Origin of the sequence: Metapseudomonas otitidis (assembly GCF_900111835.1) — a bacterium.
Taxonomy (GTDB): Bacteria; Pseudomonadota; Gammaproteobacteria; order Pseudomonadales; family Pseudomonadaceae; genus Metapseudomonas; species Metapseudomonas otitidis.
Genome location: NZ_FOJP01000018.1, coordinates 73,307 through 98,459, shown reverse-complemented (window position 1 = coordinate 98,459; position 25,153 = coordinate 73,307). Strand labels below are relative to the sequence as shown.

Here is a 25,153-nt window from a genome sequence, read left to right as displayed (position 1 = left end):
CAACCTGGGCAGTCGGGATTGGCGTCCCGAACGAGGACAGGTGCATGAACGTTGTTCAGGCACCTTGCATGGTTGCACCCGCGTTATGGGGCGTGCCGTGCAGGGCATCTTCGGATGCACCGTTCGTTCTCGACGGTTACGCCAACCTGCATGGCCCGCTCCACCCTGATTGGCGTCAGGAGGCGGTCAGTCGACCCATCGAGAACAACTATGACTTCTGCAAAACTCAGTTCGCTCTACAAAAACGATCTCCATCACCTGACCCTCTACGAAGCAGCCTATGTGCGCCAACGCGCCTTGCTCGGCATGCTCGGCTTCCTGTCCAACATTCCCGACCACGGCACGCCATCCCCCGAACTGCTGGGCGGCGCATTCGCCTGCCTGGAGTACCTCGCCGAAGATGCAGCCCGGCTCTACGAGGCCGCTCAGAACGAGGCGAAAAATCACCCGACAGGCTGACCAAGTCAGCCTCACCTGGCCCCCGCGCCGACGGCGACCGGCACCGCGACCCGGTGGCCGGCGCAGCGAGTCGACGACGCGGAGCTGGCCCAGGTGGAGCAGGACCTGGCCGACGCCCAGGAAGCGCTGGGCGGCCACCGCGCCACCATCGCCGCCAACGAGCAGCGCCAGGCCCGGGCCGCCGAGCTGGTATCGGTAGCCGGCCTGGCCGCCCGCCGCGAGCAGAAACTGGCAGAGGATCGGAAGCGCCTGCAGGAGTGGTCCGAGAAGCTGCGCGATGCAGAAGCGGCCGCCGGTGCATTGAGCGCCCTGGTCTGCCCGTGCTGCGACGAGTCGCTGATCCTGGTGGACGGCAAGCTGCAGCGCCATCGCCCGGGAGATCCTGCCGCCGCTGCCCGCGTCGAGGAGTACCGCGGCTATCTGGAGAGCGCGCAGCGCGCCGTCGACAACAGCCACCGCGACCTCACCGAATCGCAGCAGGCGGTCCTGCAGATCAAGGAACTCAAGGCCGCCCTTGGCCACGAGGTTGGCCAGGACGCCCTGGCCGTGGCTGAACAGACGATCAACGAGCTGCGCCAGCAGCGTGACGGCCTGCGCGCAAAGGTGGAGGCCCTGGCGGACGTATCCCGCGCCCTGGCCGAACGCGATGAGGTAATCGCCAAGGCCGCCGCGCACCATGCCGACATCACCCAATGGCTGCAGATCGGCGAGGCCCTGGCGCCCAGCGGCATCCCCGCCGCCCTGCTGGCCGAGGCGCTGGCACCGTTCAACGACTCCATGGCCGTGGCCGCCCGCCTGGCACGCTGGCAGCCCGTGGCGATCACAAACGACATGGTGCTGACCTACGGCAGCCGGGCCTACGGCCTGCTGTCCGAGTCGGAGCGCTGGCGCGTCGACGCCGTAGTCGCCCTGGCCATCGCCCAGCTGTCCGAACTGCGCCTGGTCATGCTGGACCGGTTCGACGTGCTGGATCTGCCGTCACGTACCCAGCTGATCCGCATGCTGATGGAGCTGGCGAAGCTGGAGACCATCGACACAGTGATCGTCTGCGGCACGTTGAAGGAACCGCCCAAGCTGCCGCAGACGATCGCCGTCCACTGGATCGAAAACGGCGTCATCGGCACGCCCAACGCCAGCCAGGCCGCGTAACACCCTCCCCCCGCCCCATGCCCGGCCGCCCAGTGCGGCTTGGGAAATTCTTCAAAAAAGAACAACAGCAACCCTACCGGATCGGAGGTGAGCATCTATTCAATATCGGTCAGGTGAAAAAAACAGCGAGATAGAGCTTGGGACAGCCCTATCAGCTAGATGTTAGCTGTAGGGGCTGGCCTCTCGAAAAAAACAGATTGGTTAGTTGCTTGAATCACAAAAATGAATCTTTCATTGCAAGCCTCAGAATCTCTTCGAACATAAGAAACCTCACACTCACCAAATATATCCACATCAGGCCTTTGATATACGAAATCCATAACAATACCCTCATCCTTATCTAGCTTAGGCCTAGAAATCTCGCTTACCCCTCCAATGCTTGGACTTAGCTTTAAACGGACATCCCAAACCACATGCCCACGATTAGCAAGAACTGTTTGTGTATTAATAATTCCTTCAGTCGATTGCCATCGATTTCCAGTCTCGAACGAAAAAGAAGGCGAAATAGCTTTCTTCCGAGCTTCTTCCTGAATCTCTACAGCACGCATCTGCGCCTGTATTTGCTGCGTGGCTGCCGATGCCATGATCGCTTGCTGTTCAACTGAATTTCTCAGTTCTTCTGCCTGCAACAAAAGAGCCTTAGTACCCTGCTTCAATTCCACACCTTGCTGAAAAAATCCTAAAATCAACCATAGAATTGCGAGCGGCCCAAAAATTCCGGCAAAAAAATCACCAAGAGCATTTAACTCCATTGTTTGAAGCTGAGGCAGCCGATCTCCTATCAGCCAATAGGCAAATCCCAAGTACAGCAAACTAATAACAATACCTATCATCGAAAGTAATCGACTCATTCCTACTCCTTGAATCGGCAACAGGCCGGGCGAACCGAACCTACCCCACTTCATTTCAAAGCGCCACTACGGTGCGGCGTTGCCGTGCCTCAAATAAGGAACCCGCCGCATGACCTTGCGAGCCCCCATCGTTGCCGCCTACGGCATGGGAACCAACAGCACCGCCCTCCTGGTGGAGATGGTGCGCCACGGTGAGCCGGTGGACGCCATCCTCTGTGCTGACACCGGCGGCGAGCGCCCCAGCACCTACGCCTACCGCGACATGTTCTCCGCTTGGCTGGTGGCCCATGGCTACCCAGCCATCACCATCGCGAAGAAAGGCGGCCGGCAGGAGACTCTGGAAGAAGACTGCCTTCGCCGCGGTGCACTTCCCGCCCTCGCCTACGGCCGCAAGACCTGCTCGCTGCGCTTCAAGCAGGAGCCACAGGAGAAGTGGTTGAACAACTGGCCGGTGGCCAGAGAAGCCTGGGGGGCGGGCCTACGAGTGGTGAAGCTGATCGGCTACGACATGGACGAGCCGCATCGCGGCCAGCCCTTCGAGGACGAGAAGACGGTCAACCGATATCCGCTCCTCGAATGGGGATGGGGCCGTGAAGAGTGCGTGCGCGCGATCGCCGCCGCCGGCCTCCCCCAGCCCGGCAAGAGCAGCTGCTTCTTCTGCCCTGCCATGACCAAGCCCGAGATCCTGCAGTTGCGTGCTGAAGAGCCGGAACTGCTGATCCGCGCGCTGAACATCGAGGCCACAGCCAAGCGCGCAGGCAATGCCGACACCGTCAACGGCCTCGGCAGGCGCCTCAACTGGGCTGAATACCTGGAGCTGGTGGAGGAGGCAGAAGCCAACGACCCCGGCGCATTCTTCCTGCGCCAGCAGGACTTCCCCAACCCTCCCCAGTGCGGCGGCTGCTACGACGGCTGCTCGCTAGACGCTGACGAACAGGAACCCGCAGCATGATCAAGCGCACCCTCTACCACTTCCACTTCTGCTGCGGCCTGGGCGGCGGCGCCAAAGGGTTCAACCGCGCCAAGCCCGTCGTGGGCAACCTGCAGGCAAATTGGGAATGCCTGGGCGGTATCGACGTTGACCCCGCCGGCCTGCGCGACTTCGAGCGCCTGGCTGGCGTGCAGGGGACTCTGATGGATCTCTTCACCCGCGACCAGTACGTGCGGTTCCACGGGAAGGAGCCGCCGCCCGGCTGGTGTGAAGCGACGCCTGACGACATCCGCCGCGCAGCGCGTGGCCGCCGGCCTGACGCGGTGTTCATCTCCAGCCCCTGCAAGGGTGCCAGCGGGCTGCTGTCGGAGAAGATGAGCCTGACGCCGAAGTACCAGGCTCTCAACGAGCTGACCCTGCGCTGCATCTGGCTGATGGGCGAGGCCTGGGCGGATGACCCAGTGCCGCTGATCGTGTTCGAGAACGTCCCGCGCCTGGCCACCCGTGGCCGGCACCTGCTGGACCAGATCAACAGCCTGCTGGGCGGCTTCGGCTATGCCGTGGCCGAGACCACCCACGACTGCGGCGAGCTGGGCGGCCTGGCGCAGTCCCGGAAAAGGTTCCTGCTGGTGGCACGCCACGTCGAGAAGGTCCCGCCCTTCCTCTACGAGCCGGAGAAGAAGAGCCTACGCGCCGTGGGCGACATCCTCGGCCGCATGCCCCTGGCGGGGGACATCGAGGCCGCCGGGCCGATGCACCGGGTTCCGTCGCTCCAGTGGAAGACCTGGGTGCGCCTCGCCCTGGTGCGCGCCGGCAGCGACTGGCGCAGCCTCAACGAGCTAGCGATCGAGGATGGCTACCTGCGCGACCTGGTGATCGTGCCGGCCTACCGCAGTGGCTACATGGGCGTGCACGGCTGGGATGACAGCATGGGCACCATCGCCGGCCGCAGCAGCCCTACCAATGGGGCGTTTTCCGTTGCAGATCCGCGCTACGAGGCGTCGGCCCGCTGGAACTACGGCCAGCAGTACGGCGTTCTGGACTGGCGCGAGACCTCCGGCACCATCACCGGGCAGAAGTCGCCAGGGCAAGGGAAGTTCGCGGTGGCCGACCCGCGCGGCCAGAGCTTCGGGAAGTACCCGGTCACCGAGTGGAACGACCACGCCGGCACCGTCATCGCGGCCAGCACAACCGGTCAGGGTGCGTTCGCTGTCGCAGATCCACGCCCGACCGGGGTGCGACACAACAACGTTTTCCGCGTCGTCAGCATGGACCAGCACGCCGGCACGGTCACCAGCGGACACGGCCCCAGCTCGGGCGGTCAGGCAGTGGCCGACCCCCGGTACCACAACTGGCACCCCGGCGCGTCGAGCCGGAAGCTGAACGTGGTGCCGTGGACTGGCACCGCCGGTACCGTCACCGGCTCCCAGCAGGTGGCCAGCGGCGCGCTGTCAATTGCTGACCCGCGTGCGCTGCATCGCACCAAGGGGGATGCCTACCTCACAGGTGGCCACTACGGTGTGGTTGGCTTCGACCAGTCGGCCGGCGCTGTCTCCGCCAGCGCGCGCTGCGACAACGGCCGCTGGAGCGTCGCCGACCCGCGCATGCCGGCGGCGGACGAGCGCCTGACCTGCATCATCCAGTCGCTCGACGGCACCTGGCACCGCCCTTTCACAACGCTGGAACTGGCCGCCCTGCAGAGCCTGGTGGACCCTGAAGAGCAGTTGGAGCTGGACGGGCTCAGCGACAGCGACTGGCGCGAGCGCATCGGCAACGCCGTACCGCCGGCGGCAGCCGAGGCAATCGCCCATGTCATGGGCACCACCCTGCTGCTGGCCGAGCTGGGCGAGACGTTCATGCTCAGCAGCATGCCGATCTGGGTGCGGCCGGTGGCCGTGGGGCTGAGCGTTGCGCCGCAGGACTCGTCGCTGTGAGCTGGTACGACAGAGCCTGGCAGCACATGCACCAGCAGGCCCTGGCAGACGAACTGGACGCCCAGGCGATCGCCAAGGCCATCGACGACAGCTACCCGTGGGTCAAGCGATCCGGCTGGTCCTACAAGGGCTGGCTGGCGGCGCGCCATAGCTTCTTCCCAACCCACGGCCTTCCGCTGCGCCGGGCCGAAACGCCCGGGGCCGGACCTCTTTTCGGAGTGAGACATGATCCGTCCGATCCACTATTTCCCGCACCGCGCCCGCTACCAGAACTGCATGGACTGCCCCAACGACTAAGGCGCCCCCAAAGCACTACCGGCCGCCCTAGAGCCGGGAGCGCCGCCAGCGATATCCCAGCGTGGTATTCGATGGCATAATTTAGTTTCGTTGCGTGCAGTGATTCAGGGATACGATGAGGCGCAGGACTTTAAAAGACGATATCTATTATCGTATCGCCAGCAAAAGGGCGTTAGCGGCAAGCCGCTCATCTCGAAAATTCAACCCAAACAAGCCTGCCCATGCAGTCAGGGTTCTGGGTAGACAGAAAATTATTGCGCCTCCAATTATTTCTTTTTTTGCACACAAAGACTACAAAGCCTTCTTTGATTTCATTAGGACTTTGAAAATGGCAGCAGCCAAATCAAAAGTCGTAATTGATCTTTCGCAAGTATCGGAAGTCAAAGCTGCGGCGATGCTTATCTTCTACGCGGTAGTAGAACGACTTCAGATTCGCTACGGCAAGAGTCATGTCAAAACAATCGACTGTAAGACTCAGTTTATTTCGGCAATCTTTTATCGATTTGGATTCTGGAGCCTAACCCAAGAATCTAGATCAAGGCGTAATTTCAAAATAAGCGGCAACCTTGAAATTTGCTCAACCTCTTACAAAGACAAAGAGGCTGGGGATACAAGTCAATTGCGCCGAGTTATCGAATACGTGCAGAACTCTATCCTGGAGTCCGGCATGAATGGCGAAGAGGGAGTAAAAGCATTTGCAGCGATTACTGAGTCTTGCAGCAACGTTTGGCAGCATGCATATGACGATGCATTTTACAGCGACCCGCCATCTGACGACGATAAAAACTGGTGGGTCGCCGTTGAGAAAATTGGCACCCAGCTCTTTATTGCAGTCTATGACTCAGGAGTGGGCATCCCGGTAACGTTATCCAAAAAGCCTTGGTATGGTGAGTTGATTGCTGAATTACTTACCAAACTGGGTTGGTCTGGGGCAAATGACGGACTCGCTATCAGAGCTGCAGTTGAATACGGGAACTCTAGATTCAAGAAAGGCGGTAGAGGAAAGGGCCTAGCCGAAGCAAAAGATTTTGTCGCAGCGAATCCCGACGGAACTATGCTGATCTATAGCGGGTCTGGATCTTACGAATTCAAGGCAGGCAAGCCAGAACTGCTTGAGCTGCTGCCGTCTCCGATGATGGGGACGCTAATACAGTGGAACTTAAAACTCGGGTCATCATCATGACTAGCATTTACACCTTAGATGTAGCAGAAGAATTCTCCGACATGCCATATGGTAGAAATTCCAAAGATGGAAAATTCAACGGCGAAGCGTTCAGAAAGAGTCTTCTGCTTAAATATCTAAAGGAATACGACAAAGTTAGAGTCGACTTAAACAAAACACTGGGATGCGGATCATCCTTCGGTGACGAGGCATTTGCGGGACTAATCATGTACGAAGGATTCAGCACCGAGGAAGTCTTACATAGAATTGAAATTGTATATAAATATGAAAGTGTCGTTAACACAATCAAGAAATATATCCTGGACGCCAAACCAGTAGAACAATAAATATTCAGGGAACGAATATGTTGTCAGTACCGTTCTGGCTCGCAATGGCTGGGTGGGCATTTACCTATTTAAATTCGCGCCTTCTCGCTAGACAATCAGAAGCGAACGGCATCGTGACTGCTGTTGATAAACTTCTGCAGGACATTTCAGACGAGAATTACAAATTCTGGCGCGATGCAGATTCCGAATCGGAAGAGCATGTCATGAAATGCCAGCTCTTTCATGCCTTTATCAATTTCCGTTGCAACATGATTGAAATACGAATTGCCGCGCTGCATGAAAAGTGCAGTAACAGGGTCTTCTTCGACGCAAATGCAGACAATTTCAAGAATGAAGCGGTGGAACTTATTGGCAAGATTAGGAGTTTCGCTACGCTTGATTCTGAAAGGAGTTCAGAGCTTGATCCACATCTCAGGCAGAAGAAAGTTCTGCTTCTTAACAAATCAACACTCCAGTTACACGATGTAATTTCAACATTTATCTTAGAGCGCTATAGGTCAATAGTTGACTTGCGTGGATTGCGTAAGTAACTGTTTGCCATTGCATTCAAGACCCGGCTAAGGCCGGGTTTTTTCTACCCGCAAGATTCTCTTCATTCCTCCCAAATTCTGCTCTGCGCACCGCGCCGGAGGGTTTCCCCATGCCCAAAGTTCAGCAACCCCGCGACATCCCCATGCCTTTCAAGGCCCAGATGGTTCTCGGCATCCTCAACGATCTGAAGTGGGTAACGCGCCGCCCCGTGAAGGGCGTGGCAGCAATATGGCTGATCGACTTCAGCCCCGACTTCGTTGCCAGTAAGGCTAACGACCTTTGCCCCTACGGCCAGCCCGGCGACCGCTTGTGGGTCCGCGAGGCCTGGTCTACGCATGCATGCCTGGACAAGGTGCCGCCACGCGACCTGGTGTACCAGTACGTCGTCTACCTTGCCGACGGTCAGCCGCGAAAAGGCAAGTACCGGCCGGCTATGTTCATGCCGCGCTGGGCCTCTCGCATCGTGCTGGAGGTACTCGCAGTGCGAGTGGAACGACTACAGGACATCACCGAAGCCCAGGCGATTGCCGAGGGAATTCTGCGCGCCGGGTCCGGCTGGCTGGGCTACGAGGGCGGCCCATGGTTCGCCAGCCCCATCGGAGCATTTCGCAGCCTCTGGGAGAGCATCCACGGGACTGACAGCTGGGACGCCAACAACTACGTGTGGGTGATCGAGTTTCGACGGCTGCAGCCGGGCCCGGCTGGGGCTAGTGAGACATGACCGCCCTTCCCTTGCCGCGACGGCTCGCCCTCGTGACGAAAGACCAGGACGGCCCTTTCCTAGAGGTGGTCGACTCCAGCGAGTTCGACGCCGGCGGATTGCTGCCGCTGGGCACCGAGCTGTGCCGCCTGGATGACGCGGTGCTGCTGCGCGACCAGGCCGCGGCCCTGGCCAAGGAGAACCAGGAGCTGAGGGAGAGACTGCAACTGCGCACCAGGCGCGTGCGCGACTTCAGCGCCGAGCGAAGCAATGCCACCTGCATGATCGGCCAGTGGTTACGGGCCTACCGCAACAAGACCTACTGACCCCCATCACCACAGCCTGCCGGCCATGCCGGCGGGGAGGACCTCCCATGGAAAGCGAAATCCTGTCCGACGAAGAGTTGGCCGAGATTACCGGCTACAAGGCCCGCGGCTGGCAGCGCCGCTGGCTTCGAGAACGCCACTGGCATTTCGTCGAGAGCCGTGGCGGACGCCCCCTGGTGGGGCGCCAGTACGCGCGCATGAAGCTCGGTCTGGTCCAGGTCGTCAATGGACTGCAGCCGCCGCCCCTGCCGACTCCCGCCTGGACTCCCGACTTCACACGGATGAATTGAAATGCGCCCCCGCAACAGAGAGAACCGCAAGCTGCCGCCGAACCTCTATGTCCGGCGGCGCAAGCGGAAGAATGGAGACGTCTGGGTCGCCTACTACTACCGCGGCTCAGACGGCAAAGACGTGTTTCTCGGCAACGACCTGGACATGGCCCGCATCAAGTGGGCCGAGTTCGAGGCCACCGAGAAGCCCAAGGATCTACGCATCATGGGCGCGATCTTCGATCGCTACCTCCGGGACATCGTGCCGAAGAAGGCGCCCCGCACCCAGGAGGACAACAAGAAGGAGATCAAGCAGCTCCGGATCGTATTCGATGAGGCTCCGATCGACGCGCTTACCCCAGCGATGATCGCCCAGTACCGAGACGGCCGGTCAGCAAAAGTCCGCGCCAACAGGGAGATCGCGACGCTTTCGCATGTGTTCAACATCGCCCGGGAATGGGGGCTCACGACGAAGGAGAACCCGTGCCGTGGGGTGCGTAAGAACAGGGAGAAGCCTCGCGACTACTACGCCAAGGACACGGTGTGGGATGCGGTGTATGCCAGGGCTGTTCCCGAGCTTCGGGACGCAATGGACCTTGCCTATCTCACCGGACAGCGCCCGGCAGACGTCATCATGATGCGGAAAACCGACATCGACGGCGACTACTTCGAGGTCAAGCAAGGGAAGACGGGCCACAAGGTGCGCGTATTGATGAAGATCGACGGGGTGCTGACAAGTCTGGGCGTGCTGGTGGCCCGCATCCTGGCGCGCAATGAAGGCTTCGGCAGCCCGTACCTGATCCTCAGCGACAGAGGGCGGCACGTCAGCCCGAGCATGCTGCGGGACCGGTGGGAGGCAGCACGGGAGGCAGCTCAGAAGGCCGCGATCGAGGCCGGTGACCCGGAGCTGGGGGCGCTGATCCGTGAATTCCAGTTCAAGGACATCAGGCCGAAGGCTGCGACCGAAATCAACGACCTGAAGGAGGCCAGCCGTCTCCTGGGACACACTGAAGAGGAGATCACGAAGACCGTCTACGTCAGGCGAGGAGCGATCGCCAAGCCGGCGAAATAGCTGTGAGTTTTGGGACTGCACCCCATTTATTCTGGGACTCGCCCCGATTCTCACAGCCTGCCGGCAACCGTCAGCCGGTGCCAGAAAATGAAAAAGCCCTGATAAATCAGGGCTTTGAATATGGCGGAAGCGGTGAGATTCGAACTCACGGATAGTTTCCCATCGGCGGTTTTCAAGACCGCTGCCTTCAACCACTCGGCCACACTTCCGCATTTGCGGGCGGCAATAGTACCCGAACGCAACACGCTGTCAAACTCTGTCACGTGGGACGTTCGTGCGCTCTGTTATCATTTCGCCCGACTGCGGTCACGGACCTTACAAACTTGCAGGAGTCATGCAAATGAGCGATCACGATTACGCAATCAGCCAGGCGCAGGCCGGCGACCTCGAAGTCAGCCGGGTGCTGCGCAACACCTATGGCCTTCTGGCGCTGACCCTGGCCTTCAGCGGCCTGGTCGCCTACGTCGCGCAGCAGATGCGCGTCGGCTACCCGAGCATCTTCGTGGTGCTGCTGGGCTTCTACGGTCTGTTCTTCCTGACCGTGAAACTGCGCAATTCCGCCTGGGGCCTGCTGTCCACCTTCGCCCTGACCGGCTTCATGGGCTACACCCTCGGCCCCATCCTCAACCGCTATCTGGGCATGCCCAACGGCGGTGAAGTAGTAGCCTCGGCGTTCGCCATGACGGCGCTGGTGTTCTTCGGCCTGTCGGCCTATGTGCTGACCACCCGCAAGGACATGAGCTTCCTGGGCGGCTTCATCACCGCTGGGTTCTTCGTCCTGATCGGCGCCATGCTGGCCAGCTTCTTCTTCGACATCAGCGGCCTGCAACTGGCGATCAGCGCTGGCTTCGTGGTGTTCTCCTCGGTCTGCATCCTGTTCCAGACCAGTGCGATCATCCACGGCGGCGAGCGCAACTACATCATGGCGACCATCAGCCTGTACGTGTCGATCTACAACCTGTTCGTCAGCCTGCTGCAGATCTTCGGTGTGATGAGCGGCGACGACTGATCCCGCAGCCTCAAGGAAAGCCCGCTTCGGCGGGCTTTTTCTTGCCTGCAAAACGACGGCCCAAGCCTTATCATGGCGCCCTGCATTCAAGACGATCTGCTCCATGAAATTCGCCATCGCCCTCTTCTCCCCGCCCCACTCGCCAGCCTCTCGCCGGGCGCTGCGCTTCACCGAAGCCGTGCTCGCGGCCGGCCATGAGGTTGTGCGGCTGTTCCTCTACCAGGACGGCGTGCACAGCGCCTCGGCCAACATCGTCGCACCGCAGGATGAAACCGATACGGCGCGGGAATGGCAGGCACTGGTCGCAGCTCATCAACTGGACGGCGTGGTGTGCATCGCCGCTGCGTTGCGTCGGGGCGTGCTGAATGCCGAGGAGGCGGCGCGGTACGGCCGAGAGGCGGCCAACCTGGCGGGTGGATGGACACTTTCCGGCCTCGGGCAGTTGCACGAAGCCGCTCAACTGGCAGACCGGCTGGTCTGCTTCGGGGGGGACTGATGGCCAAGTCCATGCTCATCATCAGCCGTCGCGCGCCAGGCTCTGGCCCCAGCGCCCGCGAGGCGCTGGACATCGCGCTGGCCGGTGGTGCCTTCGATCTGCCGCTGGCCATGCTGTTCATGGATGACGGTGTCTACCAGCTGACGCCTGACCAAGCTCCCCACCATATTCAGCAGAAAGACCTCAGTGCCAATCTGCAGGCCTTGCCGCTGTTCGGGATCGAGGATCTGTTCGCCTGCACCTACAGCCTGCAGGAACGCGGGCTGGATGCTTCGCACCTGGCCCTGCCTGCCCAGCCACTGGATGACGAGGCGCTGCGCGCCCTCATCGCACGTCATGACCTGGTGGTGACCCTCTGATGAGTACGCTGCATATCCTTTCCCACTCACCGTTCGGTGACAGCCGCTTTGCCAGTTGCCTGCGCGTGCTCGGACCGAGCGATGCCCTGCTGCTGACGGGTGAGGCAGTCCAGGCCCTGCGCCAAGGCTCCGCCCCCAGGCTGAAGCTGGACCAGCTCCCTGCCCAGGTGGCGCTGTTCGCCCTGGAGGAGGACATTTTGGCCCGCGCCCTGACCGACCTCCCCAGCCATTGCACCACCTTGGACTACCCGCGCTTCGTGGCGCTGTGCCTGGACTACGACAAGGTGAACAGCTGGCTATGAACACCCTGGAGCATGACGGCCGCAACCTTGCACTGGACAAGGACGGCTATCTGGAAAACCTCTCCGACTGGAGCCCGGCCGTCGCCGAAGCGCTGGCCCGCAGGGAGGAACTGGTACTGACACCAGCCCATTGGGAAATCCTCGAACTGTTGCGCGCCTTCTACGACGAGTTCCAGCTGTCACCGGCCAATCGCCCGCTGATCAAGTACGTCGCCCAGAAACTGGGCCCGGAAAAGGGCAACAGCCTGCACCTCAATCACCTCTTCAAGGGCGCTCCCGCCAAGCTTGCCGCCAAGCTCGCCGGCCTGCCCCGACCGACGAATTGCCTATGACGCCCGCAGCCCCGACTGAACACCCGTTCGCCCAGTTCGTCCGTATCCTCGGCAAAGGCAAACGCGGCGCCCGTGGCCTGACCCGGGAAGAAGCTCGCGATGCCATGGGCATGCTGCTGGACGGCGAAGTGGAAGAGGCCCAGCTCGGCGCCTTCCTGATGCTGCTGCGGCACAAGGAGGAAAGCGCCGAAGAGCTGGCGGGTTTCACCGAAGCCTTCCGCGCACGCAATGACGCCCCTCGCCTGCCAATCGACCTGGATTGGCCCAGCTATGCGGGCAAGAAACGCCATCACCCCTGGTTCCTGCTGGCGGCCAAGGCCCTGGCCCAGGGTGGGTACCGCATCCTGCTGCATGGTGGCGGCTTGCACACGGCGGGACGGGTCTATACGGAACAGTGCCTGGAGTGCCTGGGCATTCCCGACTGCGCAGACTGGTCGGCTGTCGAAGCCGCACTGGTCCGTCACAACATCGCCTTCATTCCCCTGGGGGCCTGGGCGCCGCGTCTGCAACGGATGATCGACCTGCGCAACGTGCTCGGGCTGCGCTCGCCCATCCACTCACTCGCACGCGTGCTGAACCCGCTCCAGGCCCGCTGCGGCCTGCAGAGCATCTTCCACCCGGGCTACCAGGCCGTGCATCGCGAGGCGAGCCGCCTGCTGGGCGACACCTCGGTGGTGATCAAGGGCGAAGGCGGCGAGATCGAGGTCAACCCTGACAGCGCCTGCACCCTGTTCGGTACCCGCGATGGCGAGGTATGGGACGAGGAATGGCCGGCGCTTTCCGCACTGCGCCATGTAAAGCCTGAGCGCCTGGCCGTCGACCAACTGCTGGGCCTATGGCACGGAAGCCGGGACGACAGCTACGGCCAGCTGGCTGTCACGGCCACCATGGCGCTCGCCCTGCGCGGCCTGGGCCACGACCGGGACGCGGCATTTGCCGAGGCCGAGCGGCTGTGGGCGCAACGCAATCCATCGATACCGTCGATAACCTGAACCCGGATTCTTCATCCCTCTGCCCGCCTCATCGCCTCTAGACTGGCGCCTCGCATTTCAACGAGGTCAGGACAATGGGATTGCTGGTCGACGGCACATGGCACGACACCTGGTACGACACGTCCGGGGATGGGCGCTTCAAGCGCGAGGACGCCCGGCGCCGCAACTGGATCACCCGTGACGGCGAGCCAGGTCCGAGTGGTGTCGACGGCTTCAAGGCAGAGGCCGGGCGCTATCACCTCTACGTATCCCTGGCGTGCCCCTGGGCTCACCGCACCCTGATCGTGCGTCGCCTGAAAGGGCTGGAATCGCTGATCGGTGTTTCAGTGGTGAGCTGGCTGATGCGGGAAAACGGCTGGACCTTCGACCGGGCACAGGGCTCAACCGGCGACGCGCTCCATGGCCTGGATTTCCTGCACCAGCTCTATACCCGGGAAGACCCGACCTACAGCGGCCGGGTGACCGTGCCGGTACTCTGGGACACGCAGCAGCAGCGGATCGTCAGCAACGAGTCATCCGAGATCATCCGGATGTTCAACAGCGCCTTCGATGAACTGACCGGCAACACGCTCGATCTCTACCCTGCCCCGCTGCGGACCGATATCGACGCCTGGAACGAACGCATCTACCCGGCGGTGAACAACGGTGTCTACCGGGCCGGCTTCGCCACCACCCAGACAGCCTATGAAGAGGCGGTGACCACGCTGTTCGGGGAGCTGGATGCCCTGGAGGCGCGACTGGGTGAGTCCCGCTACCTGGCGGGCCAGCACCTCTCCGAGGCCGATTGGCGACTGTTCACCACCCTGATCCGCTTCGATGCGGTCTACCACGGGCACTTCAAGTGCAACCTCAAGCGCCTGGCGGACTACCCCAATCTTTCAGGCTGGTTGCGGGAGCTGTACCAATGGCCCGGGATTGTGGAGACAGTGGACTTCACCCATATCAAGGGCCACTACTACGCCAGCCACCGGACCATCAACCCGACCGGGATCATCCCCCTCGGGCCCGAACTCGACCTGCTGAGCGCCCACGCTCGCGATCACCTGCCGGGGCGCGGCATTGCTCAGTCCGCCTGAGCGCCTTCGAACCAGGCGAGCTGGTCACGCAGCTTGACCACCTCGCCGACGATCACCAGCGTCGGCGCGTGGACTTCGTGCTCGGCAACCAATTGCGGCAGGTTGCCCAGGGTACCGGTGAACACCCGCTGGTTGCGGGTGGTGCCTTGCTGCACAAGCGCCGCCGGCGTGTCCGCTGAGCGGCCATGGCGCACCAACTGCTCGCAGATGATCGGCAGCCCCACCAAGCCCATGTAGAACACCAGCGTCTGGCCGGGCGAAGTCAGGTCAGCCCAGGGCAGGTCGCTGCTGCCGTCCTTCAGGTGCCCGGTGACGAAGCGCACCGACTGCGCATGGTCGCGGTGGGTCAGCGGGATGCCGGCGTAAGCGGCGCAACCGGAGGCAGCGGTGATGCCCGGCACCACCTGGAAGGGGATGCCATGGGCGGCCAGTTCGCCGATCTCCTCGCCACCCCGGCCGAAGATGAACGGGTCGCCACCTTTCAACCGCAGCACCCGCTTGCCCTGCTTGGCCAGGTCGATGAGCAGGCGATTGATCTGCTCCTGGGGGACGGCATGGTCCGCGCGGCGCTTGCCTACGTAGATCCGCTCGGCGTCACGCCGACACATCTCGATGATGGGCTCGGCCACCAGGCGGTCGTAGAGCACCACATCCGCCTGCTGCATCAGCCGCAGGGCGCGGAAGGTGAGCAGGTCCGGGTCACCCGGGCCAGCCCCCACCAGGTACACCTCACCCAGAGGCTTGGGCGCACCACCCGCGACTCGCTCGGCGAGCATTCGCTCGGCTTCGGCGGGCTGCCCAGACAGCACGCGTTCGGCGATAGGCCCCTGGAAGACGTCCTCCCAGAACACCCGGCGCTGCTGCACGTCGGGGAACAGCTGCTTGACCTGCTGGCGGAAGCGCTTGGCCAGGCCGGCCAACTGGCCATAGGCGGATGGGATCCAGGTCTCGATCTTGGCGCGGATCAGCCGGGCCAGGACGGGCGCATCCCCCGCACTGGACACCGCGACGATCAACGGCGAGCGGTCGACGATGGCGGGGAAGATCACGCTGCACAGGGCCGGCGCATCCACCACGTTGACCGGCACGCCGCGCGCCTGGGCATCGCGGGAAATCTGCGCATTGAGCGGCTCGTCATCGGTGGCGGCAATGACCAGCACCGCGCCCTCCAGGTCACCCGAGGCATACCCACGGCGATGCACCAACCCCTGGGACTGCTCGACCAATGCCACCAGCTGGCTGTCGATCTCCGGCGCCACAACCCGCAGGCAGGCGCCGGCGTCCGTCAGCAGGCGCGCCTTGCGCAGGGCGATCTCTCCGCCCCCGACGACAAGCACATGACGACCCTGGAGGTTGTGGAACAGCGGTAGGAAATCCATGGAAAAGCCCTGGGTGAATCGGGAAGAAACAGCCCGCGTCGGCAGAGGCCGAGACGCGGGCTGGACAGGCTGGCAGACGCCGGTGCGGGCGCAGGCAATCAGCCGATGATGTCGATGCCGCCCATATAGGGCTTGAGCACCTCGGGCACGCGAATGCTGCCGTCCGCCTGCTGGTAGTTCTCCAGCACGGCCACCAGGGTCCGGCCTACGGCCAGGCCGGAGCCGTTGAGGGTGTGGACCAGCTCCGGCTTGCCGGTTTCCGGGTTGCGGTAGCGCGCCTGCATGCGGCGGGCCTGGAAGTCACCGCAGTTGGAGCAGGAGGAAATCTCGCGGTACTTGTCCTGGCTCGGCACCCAGACTTCGAGGTCGTAGGTCTTGGTGGCGGAGAAGCCCATGTCACCGGTGCACAGGGCGAGCACGCGGTACGGCAGCTCCAGCAGTTGCAACACGCGCTCGGCGTTGCCGGTCATGGATTCCAGGGCTTCGAAGGACTTGGACGGCTCGACGATCTGCACCATCTCGACCTTGTCGAACTGGTGCTGGCGGATCATGCCGCGGGTGTCACGGCCGGATGCACCCGCCTCGCTGCGGAAGCACGGGGTGTGGGCGACGAACTTCAGCGGCAGTTGCTTGGCGTCGAGAATCTCGCCCGCCACGATGTTGGTCAGGGACACTTCGGCAGTGGGGATGAGGTAGAAGTCGGCCTCGTTCTCGCGGCTGATCTTGAACAGGTCTTCCTCGAACTTCGGCAGCTGGCCGGTACCCTGCAGCGCGGGCGCCTGGACCAGGTAGGGGGTGTAGGCCTCTTCGTAGCCATGATCGCCGGTGTGCAGGTTGATCATGAACTGAGCCAGGGCACGGTGCAGACGGGCGATAGGGCCGCGCAGCAGGGCGAAGCGGGCACCGGAGAGCTTGGCGGCGGTTTCGAAGTCCAGCCAGCCATGCTGCTCGCCCAGGGCGACGTGGTCCTTGATCTCGAAATCGAAGCTGCGCGGGGTGCCCCAGCGACGAACCTCGACGTTGCCCTCTTCATCCGCGCCCACCGGAACGGACTCATGGGGGATGTTGGGGATGGTCAGCAGCAGGCCATCCAGTTCGGCCTGGATGCGGTCGAGTTCACGCTTGCCCTCTTCCAGCTCGCCGCCCATGCGGTCCACATCGGCCAGCAGCGGTGCAATGTCCTCACCGCGCTGCTTGGCCTGGCCGATGGACTTGGAGCGGGCATTGCGCTCGGCCTGCAACTGCTCGGTGCGGGTCTGCACGGCCTTGCGCTGGTTTTCCAGGGATTCGAGGCGCGCCACGTCCAGTTGGAAGCCACGGGCGGCGAGGCGCTGGGCCACGTCCTGGGTCTGGGTGCGTACCAGTTTGGAGTCGAGCATGTGAGGTTCCCGTCTATCAGAATTTGGTCAAAGTCAGGCCTGCCCAGGTCGCAAGCAGACCACCCAGCACGCTGACTGCCGCATAGCCGAGGGCCAGGGGAACCTGGCCGCTCTCCAGCAGGCGCAACGTGTCGAGGGAAAACGAAGAAAACGTCGTCAGGCCGCCGAGAAATCCGACGATCAAGCCTGCACGAAGCTCGATCGGCACCTCCGGCCGCTGCAGGAACAGGCCATAAAGGAAGCCGATGAGCAGGCAGCCGACGATATTGACGGCAAGAGTACCGAGGTAGAAGTGCCGAGGCCAGTGCGCCGAGACCCAGTTGGCCGTGGCGAAGCGCAGCAGGGTGCCGGCAACACCGCCCAGGGAGACGGAGAGCAGCAAGGGCAGCGGCGTCATGGGCGTCTCTTCCTCGGGCTACGGGCATCGAGCGTGGCGAGGTGCTCGAGCTTGTCGCGGATCTTGAGTTCCAGGCCTCGGGGCACCGGCTCGTAGTAACGACGCGGCTCGAGGTCTTCGGGGAAGTAGTCCTCCCCGGCGGCATAGGCATCGGGCTCGTCGTGGGCGTAGCGGTATTCGTCCCCGTAGCCGAGCTGCTTCATCAGCTTGGTCGGCGCGTTGCGCAGGTGCAGCGGCACCTCGCGGGAGCCGTTCTCGGCCACGTCGCGCATGGCGGCCTTGAAAGCCGTGTAGACCGCGTTGCTCTTGGGCGCGCAGGCCAGGTAGACGATGGCCTGGGCCACGGCCAGCTCGCCCTCGGGGCTGCCGAGGCGCTCCTGCACATCCCAGGCGGCGAGGCACAGGCTGAGCGCCCGTGGGTCGGCGTTACCAATGTCTTCGCTGGCCATGCGTACCACGCGACGGGCGATGTAGAGCGGATCGCAACCGCCATCGATCATCCGCGCGTACCAATAGAGCGCGCCGTCGGGACTGGAGCCGCGCACGGACTTGTGCAAGGCGGAAATCTGGTCGTAGAAGGCCTCGCCACCCTTGTCGAACCGTCGGCGGCTGTCGCCCAGCAGGTTCTGCAGCAATTCGGGGGCGATCTCGCTGCCATCTTCTGCGAGGTCAGCAGCGTTCTCCAGCAGGTTGAGCAGCCGGCGACCGTCGCCATCCGCCGCTGCGACGAGAATGGAAAAGGCTTCATCCGAGAGGCTCAGCTTGCGCTTGCCCAGCCCCTTCTCCTCATTGAGCGCCCGCCCGACGAGACGGCGCATCGCCGGCTCGTCGAGGCTCTTGAGCACGTAGACCCGAGCACGGGACAGCAGCGCATTGTTCAGCTCGAAGGAGGGGTTCTCGGTGGTGGCGCCGATGAAGATCAGCGTGCCGTCTTCCACGTAAGGGAGGAACGCATCCTGCTGGGACTTGTTGAAGCGGTGCACTTCATCGACGAAGAGGATGGTGCGCCGACCATACTGGGCGGCCTGCTGGCGGGCCATCTCGACGGACTGGCGAATCTCCTTCACGCCGGAGAGCACGGCGGAGATGGTCTCGAAATGCGCATCGCTGACCTGGGCCAGGAGCTTGGCCAGGGTGGTCTTGCCCACCCCAGGGGGCCCCCAGAAGATCATCGAGTGAAGCGCGCCCTGCTCCAGGGCCTCCCGCAGGGGCTTGCCCGGCGCCAGGAGGTGCTCCTGCCCGACGTACTCGTCCAGCGTGGTGGCGCGCAGACGCGCGGCCAGTGGCTGGGCGAGGGGTTCGCTGCGGAACAGGTCCATGGGACGCGGTGGGCTCCGTTATTCCTGGATGACGTCGGCGCCTTCGGGGATCTTGAAGTCGAACTGCGCGGCATCGAGTTTCTGGTTCATCTTCACCCCGAGGAACAGGATGTTGGTGCGCTGGCCGACGCTGTCGATCAGTTGCATGTCGTTGATCACGCCATTGCGGAAGGACAGGCGCAGGGTGTCGAACAGGGTGTCCTTGGCCTTGGGCTTGAGGATGAAGTCGACCACGTCACCGCCTTCCTTGTGGGTGATCTCGAAGTTTTCGCTGATCTTCGAAACATCGCCGGACAGCAGCAGGGCCGGGGTGTGGGTCAGGCGCTGGTCCAGGGTCTGGATGGTGACCTGCTGCAGGTCCGGGTCATACAGCCAGACCTTCTCGCCATTGGAGACGAGCAGCTGCTCCATGGGCTCGTCGGTGTGCCAGCGGAACAGTCCGGGTCGCTTGAGCGCCAGTTCGCCGGAGGTTTCCTGGAGCTGGGTGCCGGAGCCGTCCAGGGTCAGCTGGGAAAAACGGCCGGTGATGGTCTGGGCCTTGTTGAGCATTTCGGTCAGGCGGGAAATGGCCACCTGGTCGTCTGCCTGCACCTGGGAGGCGACAAAGCCGAGGGCAGCGACGAGCAGCATGCGGATCAGGCGCATGGGAATCCTCTTGAGTGAACCGTTCAGGGTTAATCGCGGATCGGCGCGGGAGCGACCACGTCGCGCGAGCCGTTGGAGTTCATCGGAGTGACCACACCGGCCATCTCCATGGCTTCGATCATCCGGGCAGCGCGGTTGTAGCCGATCTTCAGCTTGCGCTGGACTGCCGAGATGGAGGCACGGCGACTTTCGGTAACGAAACGTACGGCTTCGTCATACAGCGGGTCATCCTCGCTGCCCTCGCTACCACCCTCACCACCCTCGAAGCTCCCGGAGGCGCCACCGCCCTCCTCCACACCGGCGAGGATGTCTTCGATGTAGTCGGGTGCGCCGCGCAGCTTCCAGGCTTCCACCACACGGTGCACTTCGTCGTCGGAGACGAAGGCGCCATGGACACGGATCGGCAGGCCGGTGCCCGGCGGCAGGTAGAGCATGTCGCCGTGGCCCAGCAGCTGCTCGGCGCCGCCCTGGTCGAGGATGGTGCGGGAGTCGATCTTGCTGGAGACCTGGAACGCCATGCGGGTGGGGATGTTCGCCTTGATCAGGCCGGTGATCACATCCACCGACGGACGCTGGGTGGCGAGAATCAGGTGGATGCCCGCTGCCCGCGCCTTCTGGGCGATACGGGCGATGAGTTCTTCGACCTTCTTGCCGACGATCATCATCATGTCAGCGAATTCGTCGACAACCACGACGATGGTGGGCAACTGCTTCAGCAGGGGTGCTTCATCTTCCATGCTCTCGCGGCGATACAGCGGGTCGGGCAGCGGTGTGCCGGCCTCTTCGGCGTCCTTCACCTTGCGGTTGAAGCCCGCCAGGTTACGCACCCCCATCGCGGCCATCAGCTTGTAGCGGCGCTCCATCTCGGCGACGCTCCAGCGCAAGGCGTTGGCCGCTTCCTTCATGTCCGTCACCACAGGACAGAGCAGGTGCGGGATGCCTTCATAGATGGAGAGTTCGAGCATCTTGGGGTCGATCATGATCATCCGCGCTTGCTCCGGCGTGGACTTGAAGAGGATCGACAGGATCATGGCGTTCACGCCCACCGACTTACCGGAGCCGGTGGTACCGGCCACCAGCAGGTGAGGCATCTTGGCGAGGTCGGCGATGACCGGCCGACCGCCGATGTCGTGCCCCAGGGCCAGCGTGACCGGTGATTTGGCGTCGTCGTACTCGGTGGACGACAGCACTTCGGAGAAGCGCACGATCTGCCGGTCTTCGTTGGGGATCTCGATACCGACGGTGGTCTTGCCGGGAATGACCTCGACCACGCGTACGCTGATCACCGCCAGGGAACGGGCCAGGTCCTTCGCCAGGTTGGAGATACGGCTGACCTTGACGCCAGCCGCCGGCTGGATTTCGAAGCGGGTGATCACCGGGCCCGGGTGGACGGACTCCACCATGACCTCGACGCCGAACTCCTTCAGCTTGATCTCCAGCAGGCGCGACATGGCCTCGAGCGACTCCGGCGAGAAGCTCTTCTGCTTCTTCTCGGCCGCGTCCAGCAGGGAGATGGGCGGCAAGGTTCCTTCCACTGCACTGTCGATAAACAGCGGGACCTGCTTCTCCTTCTGGACGCGCTTGCTGGGCTCGGCAGGCTTGGGTGGCGGCGGCGGCGCAATGGTGGGCGCTGGGCGACTTTCCCGCTCGGTCATGTGCTTGGCAAGGGACTCCTCGCGCTCGATCAGGCGCTCCTTGACCTTGGCCTGCTCGCGGGTGTCCTTGACGACCGGGGCTGCCACCTCGGTGACGCGGTCATCGACCTCGCGGAGCTTGGCAACCAGCTGCTTGCGCTCCATGCGGGCGTTCCACCAACGGGTGATCAGGCTCTGGATCAGCTCCACCAGATCAAGGGTGATCTTGCCGGTCAGGTCCATCACCTTGAACCAGGACAGGTCGGTGAACACGGTGAGGCCAAACAGAAACAGGGCAAAGAACAAAAGCGTACTGCCCTGCACGTTCAACGCATTGACCGAGAGATGGGCGAGGCTCTCGCCCAACGCGCCACCGGCAGAAGCCGGCATGCCGACGCTGTCCTGGAAGTGGATATCGGCCAGCGCAGCACCGGCCAGTACCAGAAAGACCAGGCCAATCAATCGCCAGGAGAACAACCAGCCGCTCCAGTCGATGGGCTGGTGACGGTGGCGGAAGACCTGCAACGTCTTGATTCCCAGCAACAACGGGAAGACATAGGCGAAATAGCCCAGCGCCATGAACAGGATGTCGGCGGACCAGGCGCCCAGGCGGCCAGCGGCATTCTGGACCTGCTCGACGTTGCTGGTGTGGGTCCAGCCCGGGTCGGTGGAGTCGTAGGTGAGCAGCGCCATCCAGAGATAGAGGCACAAGGCGCCCAGCGCAATCAGCGCTCCCTCTTTCAAGCGGGAGTGCAATTGCTGTCGCCAGACTGGAATCTGGGCAGAGGGGGTGGAATTCTTCAAACGCCTGGTTTCCTGCGCCATTGGCGCGTCCAAGATTCGATCAGGGGCGAAAAAGACGCCCATTGTACGGGTTTAACGCTCGGACGCCACAGCGCACACGGCGCTGCGGGTGCGTTTTGCTGACGCTTCCTGCTTCGGTGTAGCATAGCCCGCAGCGTCTTGCGCAGTGCTCAATTGGAGCACGCATTCTCTTTTGTGACAAAGACTTATGAGGCCTTTTTATGAGCGACGTCAAGCATTCACGCCTGATTATCCTGGGCTCCGGCCCAGCCGGTTATACCGCTGCCGTGTATGCTGCACGCGCCAATCTCAAGCCCACCGTCATCACCGGCATCCAGCCTGGCGGGCAACTGACCACCACCACTGAGGTGGACAACTGGCCCGGCGATGTCGAGGGACTTACCGGCCCGGCGCTGATGGAGCGCATGCAGAAGCATGCCGAGCGCTTCGACACCGAGATCCTCTACGACCACATCCACACCGCCGAGTTGCAGCAACGCCCCTTCATCCTCAAGGGCGACAGCGGCACCTACAGCTGTGACGCGCTGATCATCGCCACGGGCGCCTCCGCCCAGTACCTTGGCCTTCCATCCGAGGAAGCATTCGCCGGCAAGGGCGTTTCGGCCTGCGCCACCTGCGACGGCTTCTTCTATCGCAACCAGGTTGTCTGCGTGGTGGGCGGCGGCAACACCGCCGTCGAAGAGGCGCTCTATCTGTCCAACATCGCCAAGGAAGTGCACCTGATCCACCGCCGCGACAAACTCCGCTCGGAGAAGATCCTGCAGGACAAGCTCTTCGAGAAGGCAGCCAACGGCAACGTCCGCCTGCACTGGAACCAGACCCTGGACGAGGTGCTGGGAGACAAAACCGGCGTCACCGGCGTACGCCTGAAGAGCACCGAGGACGGTTCCACCCAGGAGCTGCAGCTGGCAGGCGTGTTCATCGCCATCGGCCACAAGCCGAATACCGACCTTTTCCAGGGTCAACTGGAAATGCGCGACGGCTACCTGGTGATCCGTGGTGGCTCAGAGGGCAATGCCACGGCGACCAGCATCGAGGGCATCTTTGCCGCCGGCGACGTAGCCGACCACGTCTATCGCCAGGCAATCACCTCGGCAGGCGCAGGCTGCATGGCGGCCCTGGACGCCGAGAAATTCCTCGACGACAGCCACTGACGATGAGGTCGGGCGGCCATGCCGCCCTCCCCTTCCATGCTGACCTGGCTCAATCGCGAAACCTACGACTTCCCTCCCCTGGAGCGCGCACTGCGTGAGCCCAACGGCCTGCTCGCGGCAGGTGGCGATCTGAGCGCGGAGCGCCTCCTCGCCGCCTATCGCCACGGTTGCTTCCCCTGGTTCCAGGAGGGGCAGCCGCCACTCTGGTGGTCACCCGACCCACGCACCGTCCTATCCCCCCACGAAGTCCACGTATCACGCAGCCTGGCGAAAATCCTTCGCCAAGGCAGATTCGAGGTGAGCTTCGACACGGACTTCGCAGCCGTGATCCGAGGTTGCGCTGGCCCTCGCAGCTATGCAGACGGAACCTGGATCACCGACGCCATGCAGCAGGCCTATATCGAGCTGCACCAGAGGGGCTTCGCCCACTCGGTGGAAGTCAGGCTGAACGGCGAACTGGTGGGCGGCCTCTATGGCCTGGCCATCGGCAAGCTGTTCTTTGGCGAATCCATGTTCAGCCGGGCAGACAATGCTTCGAAGGTCGGCTTCGCCACGCTGGCCACCCACCTCGTCAAGTGGGGATTCGTATTGATCGACTGCCAGATGCCCACCTCGCACCTCCAGAGCCTGGGCGCCTACGCCATCCCCCGCAGCGAGTACGCCCGCTACCTCCAGCTGTATCTGGACCAGCCGAACACCGCCGACTGGACCGTCGCCTAGGCGAGTCGCCAACCCTGACATACACTTGCGGAAGGCTTTTCCGAGGTTCCGCCATGACCGAGTTGGCCCGCTTGAAGTTCTATGCCACTCAGCCACACCCATGCAGCTATCTGCCCGGGGAGCAGGCCACTACGCTGTTCCTCGACCCCAGCCAGCCCATGGACGTGGACGTCTATGCCGAGCTCTCGGAAATGGGTTTCCGCCGGAGCGGAGACCACCTCTACCGCCCCCACTGCCAACGCTGCACCGCCTGCGTTCCTGCCCGAATCCCCGCCGCACCGTTCAGCCCCGACCGCCAGCAGCGCCGCATCCTCAAGCGGAACGCGGATATCGAAGTACGCGGAGTGAAACCCTCCTTCACCGAGGAGTACTACGCGCTCTACGTGCGCTACATCGAGGAACGCCATGCCGACGGCGACATGTACCCTCCGAGCCGCGACCAGTTCTCGACCTTCCTGGTCCGCGATCTTTCGTTCTGCCGCTTCTTCGAGTTCCGCCTGCAAGGACGCCTGGTCGCAGTAGCCGTTACCGACGTCCTGCCGAACGGTCTTTCCGCCGTCTACACCTTCTACGACCCTTCGGAAGAACGGCGCAGCCTGGGCCGTTTTGCGATTCTCTGGCAGATCGGCGAAACCCTGCGCCTGGGCCTTGAAGCCGTCTACCTCGGGTACTGGATCAAGAACTGCCGCAAGATGAATTACAAGACCCAGTACCGTCCAATCGAGCTCTTCGTGAACCAGCGCTGGGTCACTCTGACCTGAAGCCCTTGGCGAGCGGTGGCATTTTCGGGCACAATGCACGCCGTTTTTGCCAGGCGCCGATTGCACCCGGCCATTCTTTGATACCGAGGGCTCTACTGCATGTCGAAAGAAGACAGCTTCGAAATGGAAGGCACTGTCGTCGACACCCTACCCAACACCATGTTCCGCGTGGAGTTGGAAAACGGGCACGTCGTCACCGCGCACATTTCCGGCAAGATGCGCAAGAACTACATCCGCATCCTGACCGGTGACAAAGTTCGCGTCGAGCTGACTCCCTATGATCTGAGCAAAGGCCGCATCACCTACCGCGCCCGCTGATCGGATCCAGAAAAAAGCCCGGCAATCG

General features: G+C 62.6%; 29 protein-coding genes and 1 tRNA gene. 22 read left to right on the top strand and 8 right to left on the bottom strand.

Annotation, left to right across the window (positions count from 1 at the left end; all coding sequences use genetic code 11):
- The first annotated feature begins 210 nt into the window (after positions 1-210).
- Together BM198_RS22635 and BM198_RS22630 are read left to right on the top strand one after the other, a co-directional pair.
- Complete coding sequence (locus BM198_RS22635; protein ID WP_074972613.1) at positions 211-459, top strand: hypothetical protein; 249 nt, start codon at positions 211-213, stop codon at positions 457-459.
- Between the two features lie 93 nt (positions 460-552).
- The gene (locus tag BM198_RS22630; protein WP_074972611.1) at positions 553-1,608 is read left to right on the top strand and encodes a coiled-coil domain-containing protein; all 1,056 of its coding nucleotides are present in this window, start codon (positions 553-555) and stop codon (positions 1,606-1,608) included.
- Positions 1,609-1,763: 155 nt separating this feature from the next.
- Here the strand turns inward: BM198_RS22630 and BM198_RS29835 are convergent, their stop codons facing one another.
- Positions 1,764-2,459 (bottom strand): hypothetical protein, encoded by a 696-nt coding sequence (locus tag BM198_RS29835; protein WP_139233692.1) that lies wholly within the window; start codon positions 2,457-2,459, stop codon positions 1,764-1,766.
- Positions 2,460-2,568: 109 nt separating this feature from the next.
- On the opposite strand from BM198_RS29835, the gene BM198_RS22625 reads away from it, so the two are divergent.
- The 9 genes from BM198_RS22625 (at position 2,569) to BM198_RS22595 (ending at position 10,028) form a co-directional block, all read left to right on the top strand.
- Positions 2,569-3,411: a hypothetical protein gene (locus BM198_RS22625; RefSeq protein ID WP_074972609.1), complete on the top strand. Its 843-nt coding sequence runs from the start codon at positions 2,569-2,571 to the stop codon at positions 3,409-3,411.
- The gene (locus BM198_RS22620; protein WP_074972607.1) at positions 3,408-5,324 is read left to right on the top strand and encodes a DNA cytosine methyltransferase; all 1,917 of its coding nucleotides are present in this window, start codon (positions 3,408-3,410) and stop codon (positions 5,322-5,324) included. The genes BM198_RS22625 and BM198_RS22620 overlap by 4 nt, the downstream gene beginning before the upstream one ends.
- Before the next feature lie 412 nt (positions 5,325-5,736).
- Positions 5,737-6,804 (top strand): hypothetical protein, encoded by a 1,068-nt coding sequence (locus BM198_RS29830; protein WP_139233691.1) that lies wholly within the window; start codon positions 5,737-5,739, stop codon positions 6,802-6,804.
- Complete coding sequence (locus tag BM198_RS22615) at positions 6,801-7,130, top strand: STAS-like domain-containing protein (protein ID WP_074972605.1); 330 nt, start codon at positions 6,801-6,803, stop codon at positions 7,128-7,130. Before BM198_RS29830 ends, BM198_RS22615 begins: the two co-directional genes overlap by 4 nt.
- Positions 7,131-7,147: 17 nt before the next feature.
- Complete coding sequence (locus BM198_RS29825; RefSeq protein WP_139233690.1) at positions 7,148-7,660, top strand: hypothetical protein; 513 nt, start codon at positions 7,148-7,150, stop codon at positions 7,658-7,660.
- 110 nt (positions 7,661-7,770) lie between these two features.
- Positions 7,771-8,382, top strand: a complete 612-nt coding sequence (locus BM198_RS22610; RefSeq protein WP_074972603.1) for an ASCH domain-containing protein — start codon at positions 7,771-7,773, stop codon at positions 8,380-8,382.
- Positions 8,383-8,414: 32 nt separating this feature from the next.
- On the top strand, positions 8,415-8,687 hold the full coding sequence (locus BM198_RS22605) for a hypothetical protein (RefSeq protein WP_139233689.1): 273 nt from the start codon (positions 8,415-8,417) through the stop codon (positions 8,685-8,687).
- A 47-nt stretch (positions 8,688-8,734) separates the two neighbouring features.
- Positions 8,735-8,977 (top strand): DUF4224 domain-containing protein, encoded by a 243-nt coding sequence (locus BM198_RS22600; protein ID WP_069561062.1) that lies wholly within the window; start codon positions 8,735-8,737, stop codon positions 8,975-8,977.
- Between the two features lies 1 nt (position 8,978).
- Positions 8,979-10,028 (top strand): tyrosine-type recombinase/integrase, encoded by a 1,050-nt coding sequence (locus tag BM198_RS22595; protein ID WP_074972598.1) that lies wholly within the window; start codon positions 8,979-8,981, stop codon positions 10,026-10,028.
- 121 nt (positions 10,029-10,149) lie between these two features.
- Here the strand turns inward: BM198_RS22595 and BM198_RS22590 are convergent.
- Positions 10,150-10,237, bottom strand: a tRNA-Ser gene (locus tag BM198_RS22590).
- Between the two features lie 131 nt (positions 10,238-10,368).
- Here BM198_RS22590 and BM198_RS22585 point away from each other — a divergent pair.
- The 7 genes from BM198_RS22585 (at position 10,369) to BM198_RS22555 (ending at position 14,594) form a co-directional block, all read left to right on the top strand.
- Positions 10,369-11,037 (top strand): Bax inhibitor-1/YccA family protein, encoded by a 669-nt coding sequence (locus BM198_RS22585; protein ID WP_044406370.1) that lies wholly within the window; start codon positions 10,369-10,371, stop codon positions 11,035-11,037.
- Positions 11,038-11,140: 103 nt separating this feature from the next.
- Complete coding sequence (gene tusD / locus BM198_RS22580; RefSeq protein ID WP_074972596.1) at positions 11,141-11,533, top strand: sulfurtransferase complex subunit TusD; 393 nt, start codon at positions 11,141-11,143, stop codon at positions 11,531-11,533.
- Positions 11,533-11,892, top strand: coding sequence for a sulfurtransferase complex subunit TusC (gene tusC / locus BM198_RS22575; protein ID WP_074972594.1), 360 nt, complete (start codon positions 11,533-11,535; stop codon positions 11,890-11,892). Before tusD ends, tusC begins: the two co-directional genes overlap by 1 nt.
- Entirely contained in the window at positions 11,892-12,194 is a 303-nt protein-coding gene (gene tusB / locus BM198_RS22570) for a sulfurtransferase complex subunit TusB (RefSeq protein ID WP_074972592.1), read from the top strand. The genes tusC and tusB overlap by 1 nt, the downstream gene beginning before the upstream one ends.
- The gene (locus BM198_RS22565) at positions 12,191-12,526 is read left to right on the top strand and encodes a TusE/DsrC/DsvC family sulfur relay protein (protein ID WP_069561068.1); all 336 of its coding nucleotides are present in this window, start codon (positions 12,191-12,193) and stop codon (positions 12,524-12,526) included. The genes tusB and BM198_RS22565 overlap by 4 nt, the downstream gene beginning before the upstream one ends.
- Positions 12,523-13,518, top strand: a complete 996-nt coding sequence (locus tag BM198_RS22560; RefSeq protein WP_074972590.1) for a glycosyl transferase family protein — start codon at positions 12,523-12,525, stop codon at positions 13,516-13,518. The genes BM198_RS22565 and BM198_RS22560 overlap by 4 nt, the downstream gene beginning before the upstream one ends.
- A 74-nt stretch (positions 13,519-13,592) precedes the next feature.
- Positions 13,593-14,594 (top strand): glutathione S-transferase family protein, encoded by a 1,002-nt coding sequence (locus BM198_RS22555; protein WP_074972588.1) that lies wholly within the window; start codon positions 13,593-13,595, stop codon positions 14,592-14,594.
- Here BM198_RS22555 and cysG read toward each other — a convergent pair.
- The 6 genes from cysG to ftsK form a co-directional block, all read right to left on the bottom strand.
- A complete protein-coding gene (cysG, locus tag BM198_RS22550; RefSeq protein ID WP_074972586.1) occupies positions 14,582-15,973 on the bottom strand; it encodes a siroheme synthase CysG in 1,392 nt (463 codons plus the stop codon). The two genes, BM198_RS22555 and cysG, sit on opposite strands and share 13 nt — an antisense overlap.
- Positions 15,974-16,071: 98 nt before the next feature.
- Complete coding sequence (gene serS, locus BM198_RS22545) at positions 16,072-17,352, bottom strand: serine--tRNA ligase (RefSeq protein WP_044406343.1); 1,281 nt, start codon at positions 17,350-17,352, stop codon at positions 16,072-16,074.
- A gap of 16 nt (positions 17,353-17,368) precedes the next feature.
- The gene (gene crcB / locus BM198_RS22540; RefSeq protein WP_074972584.1) at positions 17,369-17,749 is read right to left on the bottom strand and encodes a fluoride efflux transporter CrcB; all 381 of its coding nucleotides are present in this window, start codon (positions 17,747-17,749) and stop codon (positions 17,369-17,371) included.
- On the bottom strand, positions 17,746-19,068 hold the full coding sequence (locus BM198_RS22535; RefSeq protein WP_044406337.1) for a replication-associated recombination protein A: 1,323 nt from the start codon (positions 19,066-19,068) through the stop codon (positions 17,746-17,748). Before BM198_RS22535 ends, crcB begins: the two co-directional genes overlap by 4 nt.
- An 18-nt stretch (positions 19,069-19,086) precedes the next feature.
- Positions 19,087-19,713 carry an outer membrane lipoprotein periplasmic chaperone LolA gene (gene lolA / locus BM198_RS22530; protein WP_074972582.1) on the bottom strand — a complete coding sequence of 209 codons (627 nt, stop codon included), beginning with the start codon at positions 19,711-19,713 and terminating at the stop codon, positions 19,087-19,089.
- 29 nt (positions 19,714-19,742) lie between these two features.
- The gene (ftsK, locus tag BM198_RS22525) at positions 19,743-22,172 is read right to left on the bottom strand and encodes a DNA translocase FtsK (protein WP_139233688.1); all 2,430 of its coding nucleotides are present in this window, start codon (positions 22,170-22,172) and stop codon (positions 19,743-19,745) included.
- Positions 22,173-22,372: 200 nt separating this feature from the next.
- Between ftsK and trxB the strand changes: the two genes are divergently transcribed.
- The 4 genes from trxB (at position 22,373) to infA (ending at position 25,125) form a co-directional block, all read left to right on the top strand.
- Complete coding sequence (gene trxB / locus BM198_RS22520) at positions 22,373-23,326, top strand: thioredoxin-disulfide reductase (protein WP_074972577.1); 954 nt, start codon at positions 22,373-22,375, stop codon at positions 23,324-23,326.
- A gap of 36 nt (positions 23,327-23,362) precedes the next feature.
- Positions 23,363-24,046, top strand: a complete 684-nt coding sequence (gene aat / locus BM198_RS22515) for a leucyl/phenylalanyl-tRNA--protein transferase (protein ID WP_074972575.1) — start codon at positions 23,363-23,365, stop codon at positions 24,044-24,046.
- A 53-nt stretch (positions 24,047-24,099) separates the two neighbouring features.
- Positions 24,100-24,807: an arginyltransferase gene (locus tag BM198_RS22510; RefSeq protein ID WP_044406323.1), complete on the top strand. Its 708-nt coding sequence runs from the start codon at positions 24,100-24,102 to the stop codon at positions 24,805-24,807.
- Positions 24,808-24,906: 99 nt separating this feature from the next.
- Positions 24,907-25,125 (top strand): translation initiation factor IF-1, encoded by a 219-nt coding sequence (gene infA / locus BM198_RS22505; RefSeq protein WP_002553999.1) that lies wholly within the window; start codon positions 24,907-24,909, stop codon positions 25,123-25,125.
- Positions 25,126-25,153: the final 28 nt, after the last annotated feature.